The sequence below is a fragment of the Arthrobacter sp. 05N428_2 genome, assembly GCF_056397065.1.
On record NZ_JBFTMR010000021.1, the window covers coordinates 1 to 22260 of the forward strand.

Annotated in this window: 19 protein-coding genes; 13 read left to right on the forward strand and 6 right to left on the reverse strand. The window is 67.9% G+C overall.

All coding sequences use genetic code 11. The annotated features are described in order from the left end of the window. The first annotated feature begins 287 nt into the window (after nt 1–287). A complete protein-coding gene (locus tag AC1DGI_RS16515) occupies nt 288–1754 on the forward strand; it encodes a DHA2 family efflux MFS transporter permease subunit (protein ID WP_476899605.1) in 1467 nt (488 codons plus the stop codon). Nucleotides 1755–1868: 114 nt separating this feature from the next. Here AC1DGI_RS16515 and AC1DGI_RS16520 read toward each other — a convergent pair whose 3' ends face one another. Genes AC1DGI_RS16520 through AC1DGI_RS16530 form a run of 3 tightly spaced genes read right to left on the reverse strand, consistent with a single transcriptional unit; the run spans nt 1869 to nt 4332 of the window. After that, nucleotides 1869–2702, reverse strand: coding sequence for an alpha/beta fold hydrolase (locus AC1DGI_RS16520; RefSeq protein ID WP_441400014.1), 834 nt, complete (start codon nt 2700–2702; stop codon nt 1869–1871). Between the two features lie 46 nt (nt 2703–2748). Next, nucleotides 2749–3375 (reverse strand): thymidine kinase, encoded by a 627-nt coding sequence (locus tag AC1DGI_RS16525; protein ID WP_476899606.1) that lies wholly within the window; start codon nt 3373–3375, stop codon nt 2749–2751. 45 nt (nt 3376–3420) lie between these two features. Further along, complete coding sequence (locus AC1DGI_RS16530) at nt 3421–4332, reverse strand: alpha/beta fold hydrolase (RefSeq protein ID WP_476899607.1); 912 nt, start codon at nt 4330–4332, stop codon at nt 3421–3423. 77 nt (nt 4333–4409) lie between these two features. Here AC1DGI_RS16530 and lysS point away from each other — a divergent pair, with 77 nt between their 5' ends. The 4 genes from lysS to AC1DGI_RS16550 all read left to right on the forward strand — a co-directional run bounded on the left by lysS (nt 4410) and on the right by AC1DGI_RS16550 (nt 9440). Continuing rightward, a complete protein-coding gene (gene lysS, locus AC1DGI_RS16535) occupies nt 4410–5942 on the forward strand; it encodes a lysine--tRNA ligase (protein WP_441400020.1) in 1533 nt (510 codons plus the stop codon). Between the two features lie 2 nt (nt 5943–5944). Further along, nucleotides 5945–6118 carry a hypothetical protein gene (locus AC1DGI_RS16540; protein ID WP_441400022.1) on the forward strand — a complete coding sequence of 58 codons (174 nt, stop codon included), beginning with the start codon at nt 5945–5947 and terminating at the stop codon, nt 6116–6118. A gap of 149 nt (nt 6119–6267) precedes the next feature. Beyond that, nucleotides 6268–6594, forward strand: coding sequence for a histone-like nucleoid-structuring protein Lsr2 (locus AC1DGI_RS16545; RefSeq protein WP_441400024.1), 327 nt, complete (start codon nt 6268–6270; stop codon nt 6592–6594). 353 nt (nt 6595–6947) lie between these two features. Then, nucleotides 6948–9440: an ATP-dependent Clp protease ATP-binding subunit gene (locus tag AC1DGI_RS16550; RefSeq protein ID WP_476899608.1), complete on the forward strand. Its 2493-nt coding sequence runs from the start codon at nt 6948–6950 to the stop codon at nt 9438–9440. Between the two features lie 93 nt (nt 9441–9533). Here AC1DGI_RS16550 and AC1DGI_RS16555 read toward each other — a convergent pair whose 3' ends face one another. Further along, entirely contained in the window at nt 9534–9980 is a 447-nt protein-coding gene (locus AC1DGI_RS16555) for a QcrA and Rieske domain-containing protein (protein ID WP_476899609.1), read from the reverse strand. A 126-nt stretch (nt 9981–10106) separates the two neighbouring features. Here AC1DGI_RS16555 and AC1DGI_RS16560 point away from each other — a divergent pair, with 126 nt between their 5' ends. From AC1DGI_RS16560 to dhaM, 5 genes are all read left to right on the forward strand, one after another. Beyond that, the gene (locus AC1DGI_RS16560) at nt 10107–12224 is read left to right on the forward strand and encodes a S9 family peptidase (protein WP_476899610.1); all 2118 of its coding nucleotides are present in this window, start codon (nt 10107–10109) and stop codon (nt 12222–12224) included. Nucleotides 12225–12350: 126 nt separating this feature from the next. Then, nucleotides 12351–12860 carry an amino-acid N-acetyltransferase gene (locus AC1DGI_RS16565; RefSeq protein ID WP_476899611.1) on the forward strand — a complete coding sequence of 170 codons (510 nt, stop codon included), beginning with the start codon at nt 12351–12353 and terminating at the stop codon, nt 12858–12860. Nucleotides 12861–12937: 77 nt separating this feature from the next. Continuing rightward, nucleotides 12938–13939 (forward strand): dihydroxyacetone kinase subunit DhaK, encoded by a 1002-nt coding sequence (gene dhaK, locus AC1DGI_RS16570; protein ID WP_476899612.1) that lies wholly within the window; start codon nt 12938–12940, stop codon nt 13937–13939. Between the two features lie 2 nt (nt 13940–13941). After that, nucleotides 13942–14568: a dihydroxyacetone kinase subunit DhaL gene (gene dhaL, locus AC1DGI_RS16575; protein WP_476899613.1), complete on the forward strand. Its 627-nt coding sequence runs from the start codon at nt 13942–13944 to the stop codon at nt 14566–14568. Beyond that, entirely contained in the window at nt 14565–15239 is a 675-nt protein-coding gene (gene dhaM, locus AC1DGI_RS16580) for a dihydroxyacetone kinase phosphoryl donor subunit DhaM (RefSeq protein WP_476899614.1), read from the forward strand. The genes dhaL and dhaM overlap by 4 nt, the downstream gene beginning before the upstream one ends. A gap of 5 nt (nt 15240–15244) precedes the next feature. Here dhaM and AC1DGI_RS16585 read toward each other — a convergent pair whose 3' ends face one another. Further along, on the reverse strand, nt 15245–16081 hold the full coding sequence (locus AC1DGI_RS16585) for an A/G-specific adenine glycosylase (RefSeq protein WP_476899615.1): 837 nt from the start codon (nt 16079–16081) through the stop codon (nt 15245–15247). A gap of 228 nt (nt 16082–16309) precedes the next feature. On the opposite strand from AC1DGI_RS16585, the gene AC1DGI_RS16590 reads away from it, so the two are divergent. Next, nucleotides 16310–17023 carry a hypothetical protein gene (locus AC1DGI_RS16590; RefSeq protein ID WP_476899616.1) on the forward strand — a complete coding sequence of 238 codons (714 nt, stop codon included), beginning with the start codon at nt 16310–16312 and terminating at the stop codon, nt 17021–17023. A gap of 96 nt (nt 17024–17119) precedes the next feature. On the opposite strand, the gene disA is transcribed toward AC1DGI_RS16590, so the two are convergent. Next, a complete protein-coding gene (disA, locus tag AC1DGI_RS16595) occupies nt 17120–18196 on the reverse strand; it encodes a DNA integrity scanning diadenylate cyclase DisA (protein ID WP_441401693.1) in 1077 nt (358 codons plus the stop codon). Between the two features lie 331 nt (nt 18197–18527). On the opposite strand from disA, the gene AC1DGI_RS16600 reads away from it, so the two are divergent. Then, nucleotides 18528–20141, forward strand: coding sequence for a peptide chain release factor 3 (locus AC1DGI_RS16600; protein ID WP_476899617.1), 1614 nt, complete (start codon nt 18528–18530; stop codon nt 20139–20141). Between the two features lie 231 nt (nt 20142–20372). Next, on the forward strand, nt 20373–21728 hold the full coding sequence (locus tag AC1DGI_RS16605) for a GAF domain-containing serine/threonine-protein kinase (protein WP_476899629.1): 1356 nt from the start codon (nt 20373–20375) through the stop codon (nt 21726–21728). Nucleotides 21729–22260 lie beyond the last annotated feature (532 nt).

Here is a 22260-nt window from a genome sequence, read left to right on the forward strand (position 1 = left end):
CCTTCCTCGTCCCGTACGGCTGCACGTAATACTGATGCACCAATTCTCGAATCTCATCGCGGCTAATACCTCGCGGACCAACAGTCATGGCTACTCCTGCTCCTCTTCAATCACTGACTGACTCACAACCAGCCTGACGTAGAGGGTTCTCGCCGGAACTGCGGGAGCGTCCAAGCTTTTCTGGCAGGACTGCCGGAGCAATGGGAATTACTCCGCAGCGCCGACGGTTGGAATCTGAGGCAGCACTGATGCGCCGGAACCCGCCCCGAACTCCCTGAGGGAAACCCATGGCTACAGACATCTCGCGAACCGCCAACCGCGACCCTGCGCAGACCAGGGTTGACCCCGCCACCGCGGCACCGGAAAAGCTGTCCAGGGAGTCCGTCGCCATCATCGCGACCCTGCTGGTGGCCACCTTCGTGGTGATCCTGAACGAGACCATCATGAACGTCGCCTTGCAGCGGCTAATGGTGGATCTGGGGGTCGATGCGCCCACCGTGCAGTGGCTGTCCACCGGCTTCATGCTGACCATGGCCGTGGTGATTCCCACCACCGGCTTCATCCTGCAGCGGCTTTCCACCCGGGCCGTCTTCATGCTGGCCATGGGCCTGTTCTCCGGGGGCACCCTGCTGGCAGCCCTCGCACCGGGTTTTGAAGTCCTGCTGCTGGCCAGAATCGTCCAGGCCGGCGGCACCGCGATCATGCTGCCGCTGCTGATGACCACCATCCTCACCCTGGTCCCCGTCTCACGCCGCGGCGCCGTGATGGGCAACGTGAGCATCGCGATCTCGGTGGCCCCGGCCATGGGCCCGACGGTCTCCGGGCTGATCCTGGAGCACTTCACCTGGCGGTTCATGTTCGTCTTCGTCCTGCCCATCGCCCTGCTGGCCTTCGGCATCGGCGCCAGGTTCCTGCGGAATATCGGCGAGAACGAGAAGACCCGCCTCGACGCACTCTCCGTGATCCTGACCGTCCCGGCCTTTGGAGGCGTCGTCTACGGACTCAGCCAGATCGGCGGCGGCGGGGGAGGCCCCGCCACCCCGGCGCTGGCGGCGCTCGCCGTCGGCGTCGTGGCCCTGCTCGCCTTTGTCCTGCGCCAGCTCAGGCTGCAGAAGTCCGACGCGCCGCTGCTGGACCTGCGCGCCTTCAACTTCCGGATGTTCACGGTGTCCGTGCTGCTGCTCGTGGTCGCGATGATCGCCCTGTTCGGCGCCGTCATCCTGCTGCCCTTGTACCTGCAGGAAATCCGCGGCCTCAAATCGCTGCAAACCGGCCTCGTCCTGCTGCCGGGCGGCCTCGCCATGGGCCTGCTGGGTCCGGTCATCGGCCGGCTCTTCGACAAGGTCGGCCCGCTGCCGCTGACCGTGACCGGATCATCCCTCATGGTGCTTTCGCTCTGGCAGTTGTCCCGGCTGGACGCCCAGACGCCGGTGGGCTGGATTATCGCGCTGCACGTGGCCCTGAGCCTGGGCCTGGCGCTGCTGTTCACGCCGGCCTTCACCACGGGGCTGAACCCGCTGCCGCCGCACCTGTACTCGCACGGATCGGCCATCATGAGCACCCTGCAGCAAGTGGCGGGGGCGGCCGGGACCGCGCTGCTGGTTTCGATCTTCGCGGTGGTCTCGGCCGGCGCCGGAATCGTCGCCGGCATGCACGCGGCGTTCCTGACCGCGGCCGCGATAGCGCTCGCCGCCGTCGTGCTGTCCTTGCTGATGCGGAAGACCGACGGCGCGGCCGGCCACGCAGGCCACTGACCTACGTTCCGGCCGCCCGGGGGCACATTGACACGGACACGCCGCTAACCAGTCCCGCCCGCGTCGAAATCCCTGGCAAAGTGCCCCCGGACGTGGTGCCGGTTGGCTGGCACCTTAGCCGGCGAAGAACTCGCTGAGCTCGGAGATGAGCTTGTCCGGGGCCTTGTTGACACCGTCGTGGCCCATCCCCGGCAGGATCCGGTAGCTGGAGCCGGAGAGTACGTCGTGGATCTGGCCGCAGGCGACGCCGAAGTACGCCGGGCTCTTCTCGCCCACGATGATGAGTGTCTCGAGCGGCAGCTCCAGGAACGGTTCGGCGGGCATGTCGGCGGCGATGATCGCCTTGATTTCGCGGACTCCGGTCTGCATGAGCTCCCGCAACTGCTTGCCCACGGGCGTGCCGGCGGTGAGCTTGTTCGCCAGGGTCAGCATGGATAACGGCATCCGGGACAACGCACTGCCGGTCTCGAGGCCGCGGACCAGCACGGCGAGGGCGCGGTCGTCGTCACCCGCGGCGGTCAGGCGTTCGTATTCGGCGGTCCAGTCGGCCGTGACACTGTGGTTCACCGACACGGCCGGGTCGTACACGGCCAGCCGTTCCACCGGGAGGGTGCGGGCTGCGTGCAACGCCACGGCGCCGCCGAAACTGTGCCCGAAGACGTCGGTGCTGGCGGTGTGCTTCATTACGGCGTCAAGGTCGCGGATATCCACGTCCAGCGTGTAGTCCTCCGGCTGCGGCGACGACGAGCCGCGGCCGCGCCGGTTAAACGTGTGGACCGGCCGGCCCAGGGCGGCGCTGAGCTTCTGCGCGAAGCGGGTGTAGTCGGCGGCCGTCACCATCGAGGCAGCCACGACGACGACGCCGGACCCCGCCGCGGCCAGTTCCGCGCCCGTGCTGAAAAGCTCAAGGGTGCCGCCGTCGGGGGTTTTGATGTTCTCGCGGGTCATGCTCCGAGCCTATCCGAGGCGCCCGGAACCGCACAGCGGGCGGCCGCTAGCTGCCCAGCCGGCCGCCGGAGACCTCGAGGTAGCAGGACCCGCAGAGCGACTCGTACCAGGCGTCCTGCCCGTCGATGGCTACCTGCTCGCCGTCGAATACCACCTGCTCGCCGATCCGGCGGGTGTTGAAGATGGCCTTGCGGCCGCACCGGCAGATGGTCTTGAGCTCCTCGAGGGTGTGCGCAATCTCGAGCAGCCGGAGCGAACCGGGGAACGCGCGCGTGCGGAAGTCGGAACGGATGCCGTAGGCGAGCACGGGCACGTTGTCCAGGACTGCGATCCGGAACAGGTCGTCCACCTGCTGCGGCTCAAGGAACTGGGCCTCATCGACTAACAGGCAGGCCACGGGCGGCGTGTCCACGTGCTGCAGCAGGGCATCGGGGTCATCACCGTGGGCGTGGGCCAGGAACAGCTCCCGGGCGGAGGCTCCGGCGGGAATCAGGAAGTCCACCGAGCGGGTCATCCCCAGCCGGGACACGACGTCGGCGTCGCCCTTCGTGTCGATGTCCGGCTTGGCGAGCAGCACCCTCTGGCCGCGCTCCTCATAATTGAACGCGGCCTGCAGCAGGCCCGTTGATTTGCCGGAGTTCATCGCGCCGTAGCGGAAGTAGAGCTTGGCCAAGGGTGTCCTTTCGACATCGGTCGCCCCCGATTCTAGTGCCAGAAGTCAGCGGCCCAGCCGCAGCCGGCGGCGGACCCCGAGCCGCGCCGGCCTGTCGCCGTCGTCGAGCAGGAACCGTGCAGCAACCAGGGCCAGCCTGCGGTTGCCGGGCCGGATCGGTCCTTCGTGCAGCTGGCCCGGCACCACGGCGAACTCGATCGCCGGGACCGCCGCCGCGAGCTGCTTCCCGGTGTCGGCGAAATAGTCCGGACTCCAGCCGCCGGTGAGCATCAGCGTCGGTGTGGTGACGCGGGCGAAGTCGGCGAGCTCGGCGTCGGCGTCGAGTACGGCGCGCATCTCCGCGACGGCCGTGGGCAGCAGCTCCCGCATCTGTGCGCCCAGGGTGGTCCGGGCCGAGAGAATGCTGAGCATGCGCAGGGCGCCGAGCGGCAACTTTGACACCGGCCCCGCGGTCTCCAGCCCCTGGACCAGCAGGGCCCATGCATGGTCCAGCTCCCCGGCCGCCACCGAGCGTTCCAGCTCCGGGCGCCAGCGGCTGGTGAGGTTCCCGGCCAGGGAGACGGCGGCATCGTAGGTCACTACGCGGCGGATCGGCACGCTGCGGGCGGCCTGCAACGCCACGAACCCGCCGTAGCTGTGCGCGACGACGTCCGTGGAAGCGGTGTGCCGCAGCACGGCGGCCAGGTCGTCCACCTCCGTCGCAGCCGAGTACTCGGGCGGCTGCGGCGAGGACCCGGCCCGGCCGCGGCGGTTGTAGCAGTGCACCGGGCGGCCCAGCAGCCGGCCCAGGGTCCGGGCGAAGGAATGGTACAAGGCATCGGTGACCAGCGTCCCATGCACGACGACGACGCCGCCGGGCGCCGCCGCCGGGCCGGGCTGCTTTCCCGGCGCCGGACGGAACGTGTGTAGCTCGAGGTGCCCCTCGCCGTCGTCGGTCCGAATCGTCCACGTCTCCATAGCTGTGAGTCTATTCCCGGTCTATTCCCGCAACTGCCGGACCGGCGGCGGCAGAATCCCCGGTAAACTTGGGGATTGTGACTTCCCAAAACTCCTCCGCCCCGAATAACGCCGCCGAGCACTCCGACGCCAGCGAGCAGACGCTGGTCCGCATGGAGAAGCGCGCCAAGCTGATCGAACGTGGCATCGAGGCGTACCCGGTGGGGGTTGAGCGCACGCATTCGCTGACCGAAATCCGCGAAAAGTACTCCCACCTCGAGGCCGACGAGACCACCGGCGACATCGTCGGCGTGACCGGCCGGATCGTCTTCATCCGCAACACCGGCAAGCTGTGCTTCGCGACCCTCCAGGAGGGCGGCCCGGACGGCAAAGCCGTGCGGCTGCAGGTCATGCTCAGCCTGGCCAATATCGGTGAGGAAGCGCTCGCGGACTGGAAGTCGCTTGTTGACCTGGGCGACCATGTCTTCATCAAGGGCGAGGTCATCTCCTCCCGCCGCGGCGAACTCTCCGTGATGGCCGAGTCCTGGGCCATGGCCTCCAAGGCGCTGCGGCCGCTGCCCGTGCTGCACGCCGAGCTCAACGAGGAAACCCGGGTCCGCCAGCGCTACGTGGATCTGATCGTCCGCGACGAGGCCCGCGAAATGGTCTACACCCGCGCCGCGATCACCCGTTCCATCCGCGAGACCCTGCACCGCCAGGGCTACGTCGAGGTGGAAACCCCGATGCTGCAGCTGGTGCACGGCGGTGCCACGGCCCGTCCCTTCGAGACGCACATGAACGCCTTCGACCAGAAGATGACGCTGCGCATCGCCACCGAGCTGTACCTGAAGCGAACCGTGGTGGGCGGGATCGACCGGGTCTACGACATGGGCCGCGTCTTCCGCAACGAGGGCGTCGACTCGACACACAGCCCCGAATTCACCACCCTGGAGAGCTACGAGGCCTGGGCGGACCAGTTCGTCATGGCGGACAGGATCAAGGAGATCATCCTCGACGCCGCCGACGCAGCCGGTGTGGGCCGCGTGCTGCAGACCGAAGCCGGTGAAATCAACCTCGACGGCGACTGGGCCTGGATGGCCGTGTACCCGGGCCTCTCCGACTTCGTGGGCCAGGAAATCACTCCGGAAACCCCTGCCTCGGAGCTGCTGGCCCTCGCCGCCAAGCATGAGGTCAAGGTCGACGCCGGCTGGGACGCCGAAAAGCTGGTGGTGGAACTCTTCGGTGAACTGGTCGAACCGACACTGCTCAACCCCACCTTTGTCTACGACTACCCGCCCTCCGCGCAGCCGCTGGCACGCCAGCACCGCGAGGACGACCGGCTGATCGAGGCGTGGGACCTGATTATCGGCGGAATGGAGCGCGGCACCGCGTTCTCCGAACTGATCGACCCGGTCATCCAGCGCGAACGCCTCACCGAACAGTCCCGCCGGTCGGCCGCCGGCGACGTCGAAGCCATGCAGCTCGACGAAGACTTCCTCCGCGCCCTCGAATACGGGGCCCCGCCGATGGGCGGCATCGGGTTGGGCATTGACCGGCTCGTCATGCTCTTCACCGGCGCCGGTATTCGCGAAACCATCCTCTTCCCCTTGCTGAAGCCCGAAGGACACTGATCATGGATTACATTGCCGTCCTACTGCCGTCCGTCGTGGTCGGACTCATCTTCTGGTTCGCCATGAAGGCGATCTTCAATGCCGACAAATCCGAGCGCCAGGCCGAAGCGCGCGCGCAGGCGGACGCGGCAGCCCGCGGCCAGGAGCAGAACCCGGGTCCGGGGAACGGGCATTAGCCCGAACAACGCTAATAGCGGGCTATTCTTTCCTGTGAATTGACTTGGAAGGGGCTTTACGCTTTGACTCGCAGCCGTAATAGGATGGATACTTTCTATAGATACATCCTGCTTTTCTAAATTCTCATCCATTTGAAAAGAGAACCTTTATGGCACAGAAAGTCAAAATCATCCTCGTGGATGATCTGGATGGGGGATCCGCGGACGAAACTGTCCGATTTGGCCTGGACGGCGTCAGTTATGAAATTGACCTGTCATCCGGCAATGCGTCGGAACTCCGCTCGGCGCTAGAGCGGTACGTCGCCCACGCACGCAAGACATCAAGCGGCCGGGCCACCCGGACTAAAGTTTCGACCGGCCGCAATCAGGACTCGGCACAGATCCGTCAATGGGCCCGGGACAACGGCTACGCGGTAAACAGCCGCGGCCGTATCCAGGCTGAAATCCAGGAAGCCTACCAAAAGGCGAATTCCTAGTTTCGCCGCCCTGAAGCGTGACAGCCGGATGCGCTGTTAGACAATGCCCCCGCCTCTCCGGCGGGGGCATTGTCATACCCCGGTGCGGGCGCGGTGCGGGGGCGCCGCGCAGCCGGATTCGGTCCGGTTTGAACGGGAACGACACGTTTCATTCCGGTCGGGGCGCACCAGAGCCGGGACGGGGCGGGCCAGAGCCGGAACGGGGCGGCCCCTGGCCTGGCCGCCGGACGGCGCTGCCGGGGCCCGCCGAACGGAGCCTGCCGCGGGCTCGGTTTCCCCCATGGCGAACAAGCCACAAATCTGGAACTCCGCCACGTAGCATCAAAGTACGTCGTAGCTAGGAGTGTGGCGAAATGTTTGAGCGATTTACGGACCGTGCCCGTCGCGTAGTTGTGCTTGCCCAAGAAGAGGCACGCATGCTGAACCACAATTACATCGGTACCGAGCACATCCTCTTGGGTCTGATCCATGAGGGTGAAGGTGTTGCCGCCAAGGCCCTCGAGTCCTTGAGCATCTCGCTCGACGGCGTCCGCGAGCAGGTGCAGGAGATTATCGGCCAGGGCCAGCAGGCCCCGTCCGGCCACATCCCCTTCACCCCGCGTGCCAAGAAGGTGCTGGAGCTCTCGCTGCGCGAAGCCCTGCAGCTGGGACATAACTACATCGGCACCGAGCACATCCTGCTCGGTCTCATCCGCGAGGGTGAAGGTGTGGCAGCCCAGGTGCTGGTGAAGCTGGGAGCGGACCTGAACCGGGTCCGCCAGCAGGTCATCCAGCTGCTCTCCGGCTACCAGGGCAAGGAATCTTCCGGCGCAGGCGTTGGCCCCGGCCAGGCCGAAGGCACCCCGGCCGGCTCGGTCGTCCTCGACCAGTTCGGCCGGAACCTGACCCAGGCCGCGCGGGAAAACAAGCTGGACCCGGTGATCGGGCGCGAGCAGGAAATGGAACGCGTCATGCAGGTCCTTTCCCGCCGCACCAAGAACAACCCGGTGCTGATCGGCGAGCCCGGCGTCGGCAAGACCGCCGTCGTGGAGGGCCTGGCCCAGGCGATCGTCCGCGGAGACGTGCCGGAGACCATCAAGGACAAGCAGCTGTACACCCTGGACCTCGGGTCCCTGGTGGCCGGTTCCCGCTACCGCGGTGACTTCGAAGAGCGGCTGAAAAAGGTCCTCAAGGAGATCCGCACCCGCGGCGACATCATCCTCTTCATCGACGAGATCCACACCCTGGTGGGTGCCGGCGCTGCCGAAGGTGCGATCGATGCGGCCTCGATCCTGAAGCCCATGCTCGCCCGCGGCGAGCTCCAGACCATCGGTGCCACCACGCTGGACGAGTACCGCAAGCACATCGAGAAGGATGCCGCCCTGGAGCGCCGGTTCCAGCCGATCCAGGTCAAGGAACCTTCGGTCGCCGACGCGATCGAGATCCTCAAGGGCCTGCGTGACCGCTACGAAGCGCACCACCGCGTCACCATCACCGACGGCGCCCTCGCCTCGGCGGCCAGCCTCTCCGAACGCTACATCTCGGACCGTTTCCTGCCGGACAAGGCGATTGACCTGATTGACGAAGCCGGTGCCCGGCTGCGCATCCGGCGCATGACCGCCCCGCCGGAGCTCAAAATCCTGGACGAGAAGATCTCGGCCATGAAGCTGGAGAAGGAATCCGCGATCGACGCGCAGGACTTCGAAGGTGCCGCCTCGCTGCGCGACAAGGAGCAGAAGCTCATTGCCGAGCGCGCCGAGAAGGAACGCCAGTGGAAGACCGGCGGCATGGACGACATCTCCGAGGTGGATGAGGATCTCATCGCCGAGGTGTTGGCGAACTCCACCGGCATTCCGGTCTTCAAGCTGACCGAGGAGGAGTCCTCGCGCCTGCTGAAGATGGAAGACGAGCTGCACAAGCGTGTGGTCGGCCAGGACGAGGCCATCAAGGCCCTGTCCCAGGCGATCCGCCGCACCCGTGCCGGCCTGAAGGACCCGAAGCGCCCGGGCGGTTCGTTCATCTTCGCCGGCCCCACCGGCGTCGGCAAGACCGAACTGGCCAAGGCCCTCGCGGAGTTCCTGTTCGGCGAGGAAGACGCGCTGATCACGCTGGACATGTCCGAGTACTCAGAGAAGCACACCGTCTCGCGGCTCTTCGGTGCCCCTCCGGGTTACGTGGGCTACGAGGAGGGCGGCCAGCTGACCGAGAAGGTCCGGCGTCGTCCGTTCTCCGTGGTCCTGTTCGATGAAGTGGAAAAGGCCCACGCGGACCTCTTCAACTCGCTGCTGCAGATCCTGGAAGACGGCCGCCTGACCGACTCCCAGGGCCGGGTGGTGGACTTCAAGAACACGGTGATCATCATGACCACCAACCTCGGTACCCGGGACATCTCCAAGAGCGTAGCGACGGGCTTCCAGTCCGGCACGGACACGCAGACCGGCTACAACCGGATGCGCGCCCGGGTCACGGAGGAGCTGAAGCAGCACTTCCGCCCCGAGTTCCTGAACCGCGTCGACGACGTGGTGGTCTTCCCGCAGCTGACCCAGGACGAGATCATCGAGATCGTGGACCTGTTCGTCAACCGCCTGGAGAAGCGCCTCAAGGACAAGGACATGGGCATCGAGCTCACGCCCGCGGCCAAGGTGCTGCTGGCCACCCGCGGCTACGACCCCGCGATGGGTGCCCGGCCGCTGCGCCGCACCATCCAGCGCGAGATCGAGGACCAGCTCTCCGAAAAGATCCTGTTCGGTGAGCTGCACTCCGGCGACATCGTGGTGGTGGACGTGGAAGGCGAAGGCGACGCTGCGAAGTTCACCTTCGCCGGGAACGCCAAGCCCCGCATTCCGGAAATCGCGCCGAGCGTCTAGGCGCCTGCCGCTAGAACGCCGAAAATACAAAGGCGCCGGCCGCTTCCCTCAAGGAGGCGGCCGGCGCCTTTGTCGTGCGGGTACGACGGCGGATCAGGCAGTAACTGTGATCCACTCGCCGTCGACCGCCGCGGTGAGCCTGCCCAGGGGCGTCCGGGCCGGACCGTTGAGCACGCTGCCGTCGGATCCCTTGAACGAGGAACCGTGGCACGGGCAGGTGAAGTCCGCGCCGGACGGCGCCACCGGGCAGCCGGCGTGCGTGCAGGCGGCGTCATACGCCAGGACCGTCTTGTCGTCCGGCCGGAAGATGACCACCGCTTTGCCGTTGACCGTCCCGGTCGCGGTAGAGCCAACCTTAACGTCCGTGAGCTTGCCGACCCTGACCGCGGTGCCGGCCGGAACAGAGGGTCCGGCTGCGGCAGTCGAAGCCGGGGACTCGATCGGGGCAACGGAGCAGGCCGAGAGGCCCAGTGCGCCGCAACCCATGGCGCCGGCGCCGAGCAGGAGGGAACGTCGGGGCAGGGACTTTTCAGGGTTCATGCATCCATCATGCCAACCGTCCCTGATAGTCCGCTGCGACTCCGGAGCACGGCTTTTTCTGAAAGCAGTGTTTCACTCAGAGTGAACGGGGTGTGATCCGGCCCACTGGAGGTGTTGAATCGGGGGATGGCTTCCACCGACACGCAGACCCTGGGCGAACACCCCGACACCCCGTTCCACGATCTGGACCATTATCTGGCCATCCCGCGGGTGAGCGGGCTGGCGCTGAGCCCAGACGGCGGCAGGCTTGTCACCACCGTGGCCACGCTCAACGACAAGGGCACCGAGTACAGCACCGCGCTGTGGGAACTGGACCCCGAGGGGAAGAAGCAGGCCCGGCGGATCACCCGCAGTGCCAAGGGCGAAGCCGGGGCCGTGTTCGCGGCGGACGGCAGCCTGTACTTCACCTCGGCGCGGCCGGACCCCGAAAGCCCGGATGCCGATCCGGTCAACGCGCTCTGGGTTCTACCGCCCGACGGCGGTGAGGCCCGCGTGGCGCTTTCCCGCGCCGGCGGCGTTGGCGGCCTGCTGGCCGCGAAGGACGCCGATGCCTTGTTCGTTTCGGCCTCCGTGCTCGCGGGCTCCACTGACGAGGACAACGACGAGGAACGCCGCAAGGCGCGCCAGGACAACAAAGTCGCCGCGATCCTGCACAGCGGCTACCCGGTGCGCTATTGGGACGCCGACCTGGGGCCCGCGCAGCCGCGGCTGTTCGCCGTCGAGCCCGGTGCTGAACCGGAACCGGGCAAGCCGGTGACCGTCGACGCCGTCCCGCCGGTCAGGCTGCGCAACCTGACCCCCGACGCCGGTAACGGGCTCCGCGAGGCCGAAACTGTCGTCAGCCCGGACGGGAAGACCCTATACAGCAGCTTCACCCGGCCCCTGGCGAACGCCGACTCCCGGACCGTGCTGGTGGCCGTCGACGTCGCCGCCGGCACCCGCCGGGTCCTGCTCGACACCGAGGGCATGAGCTATTTCCCCGGCCCGGTCAGTCCCGACGGCCGCACCCTCGCGGTGCTGAGCGAGTCCGATACGACGCCCGAGCAGGCGCCCCGGATCGGTCTGCATCTGCTGGATGTCTCGGCCGACGGCGGGGCCGCGCTGACGCCGCTCGCACCTGGCTGGGACCGCTGGCCGCGGCCCGCCGCCTGGCTGCCGGACGGATCGGCCCTGCTCGTGACAGCGGACGAGGACGGGGCGTCGCCGGTGTTCCGGGTTGGCGTGCCCGGCACTGCGGGCGCGGAGGCCGGTCCGGTCCGGCTGACCGCAGACTCGGCTGCGTACACCGACGTCGCCGTCGCCCCGGACGGCCGCAGCGCCTACGCGCTCCGCAGCTCCTACGAGTTCCCCGCGGAAGCGGTGCGGATCGACCTGTCCAGCGGCGGGGTCACCCGGCTGCCGGCTCCTGCCGAGCGCCCCGCCTACCGCGGCGTGCTCGAGCGGGTGGAGACGGCGTCGGTCGGCGGCGAGCGGGTCCCCGGCTACCTGGCCCTGCCGGAGGGCGCCTCGGCCGGCAACCCGGCCCCGCTGCTGCTCTGGATCCACGGCGGCCCGCTGGGCTCCTGGAACGCCTGGACCTGGCGCTGGAACCCGTGGCTGCTGGTGGCCCGCGGCTATGCCGTGCTGCTCCCGGACCCGGCCCTGTCCACCGGCTACGGCCAGAACCACATCCAGCGAGGCTGGGGCGAGTGGGGCAACGCCCCCTTCCAGGACCTGATGGCGATCACCGACGTCGTCGTCCGCCGGCCGGACATCGACGAGACGCGCACAGCGGCGATGGGCGGTTCCTTCGGCGGCTACATGGCGAACTGGGTGGCCGGCCACACGGACCGGTTCAAGGCGATCGTCACGCACGCGAGCCTTTGGGCCCTGGACCAGTTCGGCCCGACCACTGACGCCGCGCAGTACTGGCTCAAGGAAATGACGGCCGAGATGGCCGCGGCGAACTCCCCGCACCGGCACGTGGAGAACATCCGCACGCCCATGCTGGTCATCCACGGCGACAAGGACTACCGGGTGCCGATCGGGGAGGGGCTCCGGCTCTGGTACGAGCTGCTCTCCAAGTCCCAGCTGGCCGCCGACGAGAACGGCGAGACCGACCACCGGTTCCTCTACTTCCCGGACGAGAACCACTGGATCCTGCAGCCGCAGCACGCCAAGGTCTGGTACGGCGTCGTCGAGCACTTCCTCGCCAAGAACCTGCTGGACAAGGATCTCCCGGTCCCGGACGAGCTGGGCCTCTGATCCCGCCCGGCGCCCCTCCCAACTAGCTCGCAGTAGTTGTCGTTTTGAGCCCTCAAAACGACAACAGGTGCGAGTCAGTTGGGTCCCGGTCCGGGCCGTTACAGGGCCGCGCCGTAGGATTGGGCTGTGACTGAGACGATCCGCATCCGCCCTGCCCGCACCAGCGACGTCGGTGCCATCAAGACCCTGGTGGCGCCCCTGGCCGAGCAGCGGATCCTGATGGCCAAGGAAACCGTCGCGTACTACGAAAGCCTCCAGGAGTTCCGGATCGCCGAGGACGGCAACGGGGAGGTGGTCGGCTGCGGGGCGCTGCACGTGATGTGGGAGGACCTGGCCGAGGTGCGCACCCTGGCCACCGCGGATGCCTGGCGCGGCAAGGGCGTGGGGCACCAACTGGTGGAGCGGCTGCTGGAAGACGCGACGGCGCTGGGCATCTCCCGCGTCTTTTGCCTGACCTTCGAGGTGGACTTCTTCCGTAAACACGGCTTCGAGGTGATGGCGGACCAGACCGCGGTGGACCCGGTGGTGTACTCCGAGCTCCTGCGCTCGCATGATGAAGGCGTCGCGGAATTCCTGGACCTCGCCCGGGTCAAGCCCAATACCCTGGGCAACACCCGGATGATCCGGGCCCTGTAACCCGGAGCCTACCGCTGGCCGGGCCCCGGTAGTAGGGTCTAAGCAAGCAGCCAGGACACCATCCAGGGAGCACAGCCATGAAGAAACTCATCAACGATCCCAGGGCCGTGGTCGACGAGTCAGTGGAAGGGTTCGGGCTTGCACACGCCGACCTTGTGACCGTCCACCCGGACCCCAAATTCATCGTCCGCAAGGACGCCCCGGTGGCAGGCAAGGTTGGACTCGTCTCCGGCGGCGGCAGCGGCCACGAACCCCTGCACGGCGGCTACGTCGGGATGGGCATGCTCGACGCCGCGGTGCCCGGCGCAGTGTTCACCTCGCCCACCCCGGACCAGATCCTGCCGGCGACCCTCGCGGTGAACACCGGCGCCGGCGTCGTGCACATCGTGAAGAACTACACCGGCGACGTGCTGAACTTCGAGACCGCCGCCGAGCTGGCCCAGGCCGAGGGGGTGGAGGTCCGCACGGTGCTCGTCAACGACGACGTCGCCGTCCAGGACTCGCTCTACACGGCGGGCCGCCGCGGCGTGGCGGGAACCGTCCTGGTCGAAAAGATCGCGGGCGCGGCCGCCGAGCGCGGCGACAGCCTCGACGCCGTCGCGGCCATCGGCGACCGCGTCAACCAGAACGTCCGCAGCATGGGCGTTGCCCTGACCGCCTGCACCGTCCCGCACGCCGGCGTGCCGAGCTTTGAGCTCGAGGACAACGAGATCGAGATCGGCATCGGCATTCACGGCGAGCCCGGCCGGCACAAGATCCCGATGGAACCCGCCGACGGGATCACGGACCGGCTGCTGGACCCCGTCGTCAGCGACCTCGGCCTCGCCTCCGGGGACAAGGTCCTGCTGTTCGTCAACGGCATGGGCGGCACGCCGCAGAGCGAGCTGTACATCGTGTACCGCCGGGCCGCGCAGCGGCTCGCGGACCAGGGGGTCACCGTGGCGCGCTCGCTGGTGGGCAACTACATCACCTCCCTCGAGATGCAGGGCTGCTCCATCACCGTCCTGCGCCTGGACGACGAAATGACCGGGCTCTGGGACGCGCCCGTCCACACGCCGGCCCTCCGCTGGGGCGTCTGAACGTGGGGCTGGGCGTCGACTGGGCGGTGCGGTGGCTGACGCTGTCCGCGGAGGCCATGGCCGAGCACCGGGTTGAGCTCATCGACCTGGACCGGCCGATCGGGGACTCCGACCACGGCGAGAACATGGACCGCGGCTTCAAGGCCGTGATGGACAAGCTCACCGAAACCCCGCCGGAAACAGCGGGCGCGGCGCTGAAGCTCACCGCCATGACCCTGATGTCGAAGGTGGGCGGCGCCGCCGGGCCTTTGTACGGAACAGCCTTCCTGCGTGCCGCGACGGCGCTCGGAGAGGTCAGCGACATCGACGCCGCCACCCTGGCCACCGCCCTGCAGGCAGCCCGCGACGGCATCGTGGCGCGCGGCAAGGCCGAATCCGGGGACAAGACGATGGTGGACGCCTGGACCCCCGCCGTTGACGCCGCCGCCGCCGCTGCAGGCGACGGCGATGTCAGCAAGGTCTTGACCGCCGCCGCCGAGGCGGCCGAGGCCGGCGCGGTGTCCACCGATCCGATGCTCGCCCGCAAGGGCCGCGCAAGCTACCTGGGGGAGCGCAGCATCGGCCACCGCGACCCGGGAGCGGTCTCCAGCGCCCTGATCCTGCGTGCCGCCGCGGTGGCCGCCGAATGACAGTCGGGCTCGTCGTCGTCTCGCACAGCGAAAAGATCGCCGACGGCGCCGTTGAACTCGCCGCGCAAATGGCACCCGACGTCGTGATCATCGCCGCCGGCGGCACCGACGACGGCAGGATCGGAACCAGCCTGGAGAAGGTGATGGCCGCGCTGGAACGGGCGGCCGGGGGAAACGGCGTCGTCGTGCTGACCGATCTTGGGTCCGCCGTGATGACCGCGGAGTCCGCAATGGAATTTGCCGCCGCTCCGGAGTCCATCCAACTGGCCGACGCCCCGCTGATCGAAGGGCTCGTCGCCGCTGCGGTTTCCGCCCAGACGGGGGCCGACGCCGGGACCGTGAAGGAAGCGGCCGAAGCCGTGTACCGGCCCCCGGCCCACCCGCACGGACCCGAACACGAGCACCGGCAGCCGCCGGACGCTACTGGCGACTTCGAACTCGTCAACCAGGCAGGCATGCACGCCCGGCCGGCCGCGAAGATTGCCGGCGGCCTGGCCGGAATGGAAGTGGACGTCACCATCAACGGCGTCGACGGGGCCTCCATGACCGAGCTCATGATGCTCGGCGCCGGCAAAGGGACTGTGCTGCACATCGAAGCCAGCGGCCCGGACGCGGCCAAGGCCCTGGACTACCTCGGCAGCCTGGTCAAGGCCGGCTTCGGGGAGCCCTAAGCGGCTCAGCCCGGAAGCCGCAGCCCGGCCGGGTCCAGTTCGGCCAGGCCGTCGCTGAGCAACCCGGCGACGGCGCGTTCCAGCTGCTCCGGCGCCGAGTTCAACCGGTGCAGCGCCGCGAGCGGGACGCCGATCCCGGCGGCCTCGAATCCCAGGTCAGCCGGTGCGCGCTCGAGAAATTCGCGGGCCACCGGCGACTCGGCCGCCCGCAGGACTGCCATCACGGCTCCGCGCACCTGCCGGTCCGTCCCGTGCCAGGCCTGCCCCTTGGGCGTGTAGGTCGGAGGAGGTTCGCCGGCGGCAAGCCACGCGCACGCGCCGCGGACGGGACAGTCGCCGCACTTCGGCGCCCGGGCCGTGCAGACGAGGGCCCCCAACTCCATCACGGCGGCGTTCCAGCGCACCGAGGCGGCGCCGTCGTTGGGCAGCAACTGCGCCGCCAGCCGCATCTCGCCGGCCGTCAGGGCGGGCGCCGGCAGCGCGGCACCGGCGATGAGCCGGGCGTGGACCCTGCGGATGTTGGTGTCCACCACCGTCTCCCGGCGGCCGAAGGCAAAGGCGGCGACGGCGGCCGCCGTGTAGCTGCCGACGCCGGGGAGTTCGAGCAGTTCGGGGTAGTTGCCGGGAACCTGGCCGTTGTGCTGGTTGACGATCGCCGCCGCGGCAGCGTGCAGCCGGAGCGCCCGCCGCGGATAGCCCAGCCTGCCCCAGGACCGGACCGCCTCGCCGGCGGGTTCCCTGGCCAGGTCAGCCGGGGCAGGCCAGCGCCGCAGCCAGTCCAACCACACGGGCAGCACCCGCACCACCGGGGTCTGCTGCAGCATGACTTCGCTGACCAGCACGCCCCAGGCGGAGCAGTCGGCGGCGCGCCACGGCAGGTCGCGGGCGGTTTCATCGAACCAGGAGTCCAGGGCAGTTTGCAGTTCGGCGAGCGGGACCGCCGCAACGGCCGGGAGGGCGGGGGAATCGGCTAAGGCTTTGATCGAATCAGCCTAATAGAGATCAGGAGCATAGTCCGGCCCGCGGCGTGGTGGGACTGCATATCCCGCCGTGTTCTCTAGCCTAGAAGGATGGTCAGGCAAGGCAAATCAGGAACGCACGGCTCGGGACAGCGGCCGTCCGCCAAGGCGAGGACCACGGGAAGACCGGCCCGGAAACCCGTCAACCCGGTTTATCGACGCCGCCGGCTCTTCGTCGGCGCCATCCTGCTGTTGGTGCTCGCCCTCGCCGTGGGCGGCTTCGCCGCAATCTCCGCCGCAATCAACGGCGCCGGCCCGGCGGCCACGGGCAGCGAAACCCCGCAGCAGGAACTGCCGGGCAGCACCCCGGCCCCCAGCCAGTCCGCGAGCCCCTCGGCGAGCCCCTCGGCCTCGGCCGCCGACTCGCCGAGCCCGACCACGGGCTGCGACGACAAGCTCCTGACCGTCGCGGCCGCCACCGACAAGGCCGCCTACGCCGCGGGGGAGAATCCGCTGCTAACCCTCAAGGTCACCAACGGGAACCGGGTGCCGTGCGAAGTCAACCTCGGGACCTCGCAGATGGAGTACATGGTCACGAGCGGCACGGACCGGATCTTCTCGTCCGTGGACTGCCAGTCGGAAAGCAGCGACCTGGTGAAGACGATTCCCCCCGGCCAGAGCGAGACGGCGAACTTTCCGTGGGACCGCAACCGTACGGTGCAGGGATGCGCCCCGATCGCGGCCAAGCCTGCCGTAGGGACCTACGTCTTCACCGCCCGGCTGGGAAGCAAGACGAGCCCCAAGGCGATCTTCCAGCTCGGCTGACCCCCGTCCATTTGCACCATCGATTGCTCCACAGGTGCCCTTTAGCGGGCCCAAAAGGGCCGTTACGGAGCAACCGACGGGGAAGCCGGCCGGGCCTTAGAGGAACCGGTCCAGCAGGCTGGCCTCGGCCATCCGGCTCAGGCCTTCGCGGACGGTCCGGGCCCGCTGGTCGCCGATGCCGTCCACGGTCATCAGGTCATCGATGGTGGCCGCCATCAGGAACTGCAACCCGCCAAAGTGGTCCACCAGGCGGTCCGCAACGGCCTTCGGCACGGCCTTGAGACCCGAGAGCAGGCGGTAGCCGCGCGGCTGGACGACGGCGTCAAGGTTCGCCTCGCCGCCGGCAAAGCCGACGATGCCCGCGATCTTGCCCAAATCGATAAGCTCGGTCGGCCCGAGGTTCACGAGGGCCTTGACGGCCTTATCGATGTCCGCGGCGCTGGCACTGGGCCCGGAGTAGTCACGGATGATCACGTCGCTGCCCGGTCCGCGGCCCACCGTAAGTTCGTCCAGCTGGAGTGAGAGCAGGCGGCCGTCCTCGCCCAGTTCCAGCACATACTGGGAGATTTCCTCCGAGATGCGCCGGACCATCTCCTGGCGTTGCAGCGTCACGGCCACATCCCGCACGGTCACCATGGCCTCGATCTCCAGGGCGGACAGCGAACTGGTCACCTGGTCCAGGCGCGAACGGTACCGCTCCAGGGTGGCGAGGGCCTGGTTGGCGCGGGCCAGGACCTTCTCCGAACCTTCCAGGGTGTGGCGCAGGCCGTTGACGTATAGCGCGATGATCTGCATGGACTGGCTCACGGAAATGACCGGCACGCCGGTCTGGATCGCGACGCGTTCCGCGGTCCGGTGCCGGGTGCCGGTCTCCTGGGTGTCGATGCTGGAATCGGGGACCAGCTGCACGCCGGCGCGCAGGATGTTGCTCGCATCCTTGTCACAGACAATCGCACCGTCCATCTTGGCCAGTTCCCGCAAACGTGTGGGGGAGAAGTCGATCCCGATTTCGAAGCCGCCCGAGCAGATGGATTCGATGGTCCGGTCGATGCCCAGCACGATCAGGGCGCCGGTGCGTCCGCGGAGGATGCGCTCCAGCCCGTCCCGCAGCGCGGTCCCCGGTGCCACCCTGGCCAGCGTCGCCTTAAGTGCATCTTCGGGGCTCCGAGCCATGGGTTTTCCCTTCAAAGGTGCAGGCCGCTGCCCGCAAGTACGCCGGTTTTCATCGATCGCCGGCAAGAACAAAAGTGCCCGGTTTCCCGTAAGCACCATCATAGGGGCACGGGCGGCCGGTTTCCGCACAGTCAAGGGTCAAAGTGGCCCATTCCAAACCGCCGGGCGGCACCTCTCAAGCGGCAACTCGCGGCCTCCCTCAAACTGCATTTTGAGCCGCAGCACCGGCGCCAACCCGGCCGCGTCGCTGCCTGCGATAAACTTGGAGCCTTGGGTGTACCGCGGGCTCTCCGCGCCGTGACCCGTCCAAAGCCGCAGCGAAAGTAGCACCGTGTCTCAAGAAGTCCACAGCCCCGCCCGAGTCCACAAGATTCACCAGCAGGCTGCCCGACGCCGGACCTTCGCAGTCATCTCCCACCCCGACGCCGGCAAGTCCACGCTCACCGAGGCCCTCGCCCTGCACGCCAAGGTGATCGGCACCGCCGGCGCGTCCAGCGGCAAGGCCAACCGCAAGGAAACCGTCTCGGACTGGATGCAGATGGAAAAGGACCGCGGCATCTCGATCAGCTCCGCGGCGCTGCAGTTCTCCTACCGGGACACGGTCATCAACCTGCTGGACACCCCCGGCCACGCGGACTTCTCCGAGGACACCTACCGCGTCCTGGCCGCCGTCGACTGCGCCGTGATGCTCGTGGATGCCGCCAAGGGCCTGGAAACCCAGACCATGAAGCTCTTCGAGGTCTGCAAGCAGCGGAACCTGCCCATCATCACCGTGATCAACAAGTGGGACCGGCCCGGCCTGGACGCCCTGGCCCTGATGGATGAGATCACCGAACGCACCGGCCTGCAGCCCATGCCCCTGACCTGGGCGGTGGGCATCTCCGGTGACTTCCGCGGCGTCTGGGACCTGCGCAATGACCGCTTCGCCCAGTTCAAGCGCAACAACGCGGGCGCCAACATCGCCCTCACCGAGTACTTCACGCCGGAGCAGGCTGCCGCGAGCCAGGGCGCGGACTGGTCCAACGCCGTGGACGAGGCCGGACTCGTGATCGAATCCAACCTCACGTTTGACGTCGACGCCTTCCACGCCGGCAAGGCGACGCCGATCCTGTTCAGCTCCGCCGCGCTGAACTTCGGCGTGAAGGAAATCCTCGATGCGCTCGTGGACTTCGCGCCGCCCGCCGCCCCGCGGCCCGACGTCGACGGCGCCGCACGCCCCGTTGACGCCCCGTTTGCCGGGTTCGTTTTCAAGGTCCAGGCCGGCATGAACAAGGCCCACCGTGACCATGTGGCGTTCATCCGGGTGTGTTCCGGCGTCTTCGAACGCGGCATGGTGGTCACGCAGGGCCGGACCGGGAAGTCCTTCGCCACGAAGTACGCCCAACAGGTGTTCGGCCGCGAACGCGAGGTGATCGACGAAGCCTTCCCGGGCGACGTCGTGGGCCTCGTAAACGCCTCCTCGCTCCGCGTCGGGGACAGCCTGTTCCTGGAACAGCCGGTGGAGTTCCCCGCCATCCCGCTGTTCGCCCCCGAACACTTCCAGGTGGCCCGCTCCAAGGACCCCAGCCGGTTCAAGCAGTTCCGCCGCGGCATCGAACAGCTCGAACACGAGGGTGTCATCCAGGTGCTCCGCTCCGACATCCGCGGCGATCAGGCTCCCGTGCTGGCCGCCGTCGGCCCGATGCAGTTCGAGGTGGTAGAAGACCGGATGGCGCACGATTTCAGCGCCCCGATGCGGCTTGAGCGGCTGCCCTACTCGCTGGCGCGGATTACGACGGCGGATGCCATGCCCGTGCTGGCGAACGTGCCCGGCGCCGAGGTGCTGCTGCGCTCCGACGGCGAGTACCTGGCCTTGTTCAACGACGTCTGGGCGCTGCGCCGGATCGAGAAGAACCACCCGGATCTGACCCTGGTGCCGATCGGCACCCATAACCCGGCGAAGTAGCCGCCCCGGGCTCCCGGGACGGCCTCCCGGGCCGGCCAAGGGGGCTGGCGGCACGTCGGCGACGTGCCCAAAATTCCCGCCGCGGGGTCTTCCTGAATCCGCTTTCCGCGGTACCATAAGTAACCTTGCTAACTTTGCGGGCGCCTGCCGACCCGGCCGGTAAGGAATGATCCGCCGGATTCGAAGTGCGGACCCGAATGTAGGGAACAAGAAGACCCGTTGACAATAACTGTGGAATCCGGCTTTCTGCTGAGCGGCCGGTACCGGATCGCGTCCCCTATCGGCAGGGGAAGCCAATCGACTGTTTACCGCGCCCACGACGAACYCCTCCAGCGGGAAGTGGCAGTCAAAGTTTTCCGCAATGACGCGGACGACCTTGAACACACCCGCCGGCAGGGCCAGGAAGTGCGGATACTCGCCGGCATGAACCACCACGCCCTGGTGACGCTGCTGGACGCCGGCGCCGACCTGAGTGACCCGGACTGCCGGATCTCCTACCTTGTGATGGAGCTGGTGCGCGGGCGGGACCTGCGGCACCGGGCCGTCCAGGGCCCGCTCTCCGCCGCGCATATGGCCCACATCGGTTACGACCTTGCCGACGGCCTGTCCTACATCCACCACCACGGGATCGTGCACCGGGACATCAAACCGGGCAACATTCTGCTCGTGGACTACAGCAACGAGGACCGCCGGCCTCGGGCCAAGCTGACCGACTTCGGCGTCGCCTCCCTCCTGGGAAACAACCGTTCGGACGACGACGGCACTTCCGGGACCCCGGCCTACCTGAGCCCCGAGCAGGCGGCCGGCGAACCAGCCGGGCCGGCCAGCGACGTCTACTCGCTGGGGCTCGTGCTGCTCGAAGGGCTGACCGGCAGGATGGCTTACCCCGGCGCGCCGGTGCAATCCGCCGTTGCGCGGCTGCTCCACGACCCTCAGATTCCGGAGGAGCTGGCCCCGATGTGGGTGGCGCTGCTGTCCTCCATGCTTTCGCGCGATCCGGCGGACCGGCCGCAGGCCCGGGAAGTCTCCCTCGCCCTGCGTCAGGAAGTCATCAACGGCGCCGGGCGGCACCGGCAGAACCATATGGCCGCGATGAATGACGAGGAAGGCCGGATGCGCGCCGTCGAGCGTTACCGGATCCTGGACACCCCCGAGGACGGTGTCTTCGACCGGATCGCGGCGCTCGCGGCCCGACTGTTTTCTGTTCCGGTTGCGATCGTCAGCGTCGTGGACCATGACCGGATCTGGTTCAAGGCCCACCATGGCACCGATGTCACCCAGATCGGCAGGGATCCCGGGCTTTGCGCCTCGGCGATCCTGCAGGACGGGCCCTGGATCGTTGAGGACGCCGCGAGGGACGTGCGCACGCTTTCCAACCCGCTGGTGGCGGGGGAGTTCGGGCTGCAGTTCTACGCCGGTGTTCCGCTGCGCACCCCGGACGGCTTCAACCTTGGCACGTTCTGCATCCTGGACCGGGAGCCGCGCGAGTTCACCGCGGAGGACACCCGGACGCTCGAGGACCTGGCCGCGATCGTCATGAACGACCTCGAGATGCGGTTGCAGAGCCGCGAGGCGATCGCCAGCTGAGCCCACAGGCCGCCATGGCCCGGTCAACGGTCTGGATCGTTCGTCAGTTCCGCTATGTCGTTGCCCATGCAAGAAATTCGATTCCGCGGTAGAAGAAACTTGCCTGGCCGTTGTAGGGTCGTGCCACGGCACTGAGCGTCCGCGACCTGAATACCGCCTCCGCCGACTACGGTGCCTGAGTATTCGGGTCAACTGGGACAGGAACAGACAATCAGATGCCGGCGAACCCCGTGCCGCTCCCGGACCGCGATGAGGCTGAATCCGACTGGGCAACGGCCCAGGGTGACGGCACCGACCCAGATGTGCCGGTAATCCGACAACAAGCCCAGGCCATCATCGACGCTGTAATGTCCGGATCCGGATCCGAGGGAGCCGCTGCCCGGAAGCAGTTGCGTGCATTCGTGGAAGCACACCCCGGTCAACCGGAAGTTGCCCTCGCTGAACACTTATTGGCGCTCAGAACGCTGCCGGAGAGCGGTCAGCCGGAGAGCTAGGCCTGACGAGGCCGCCGATGATCGGGGCTCTCATCCGC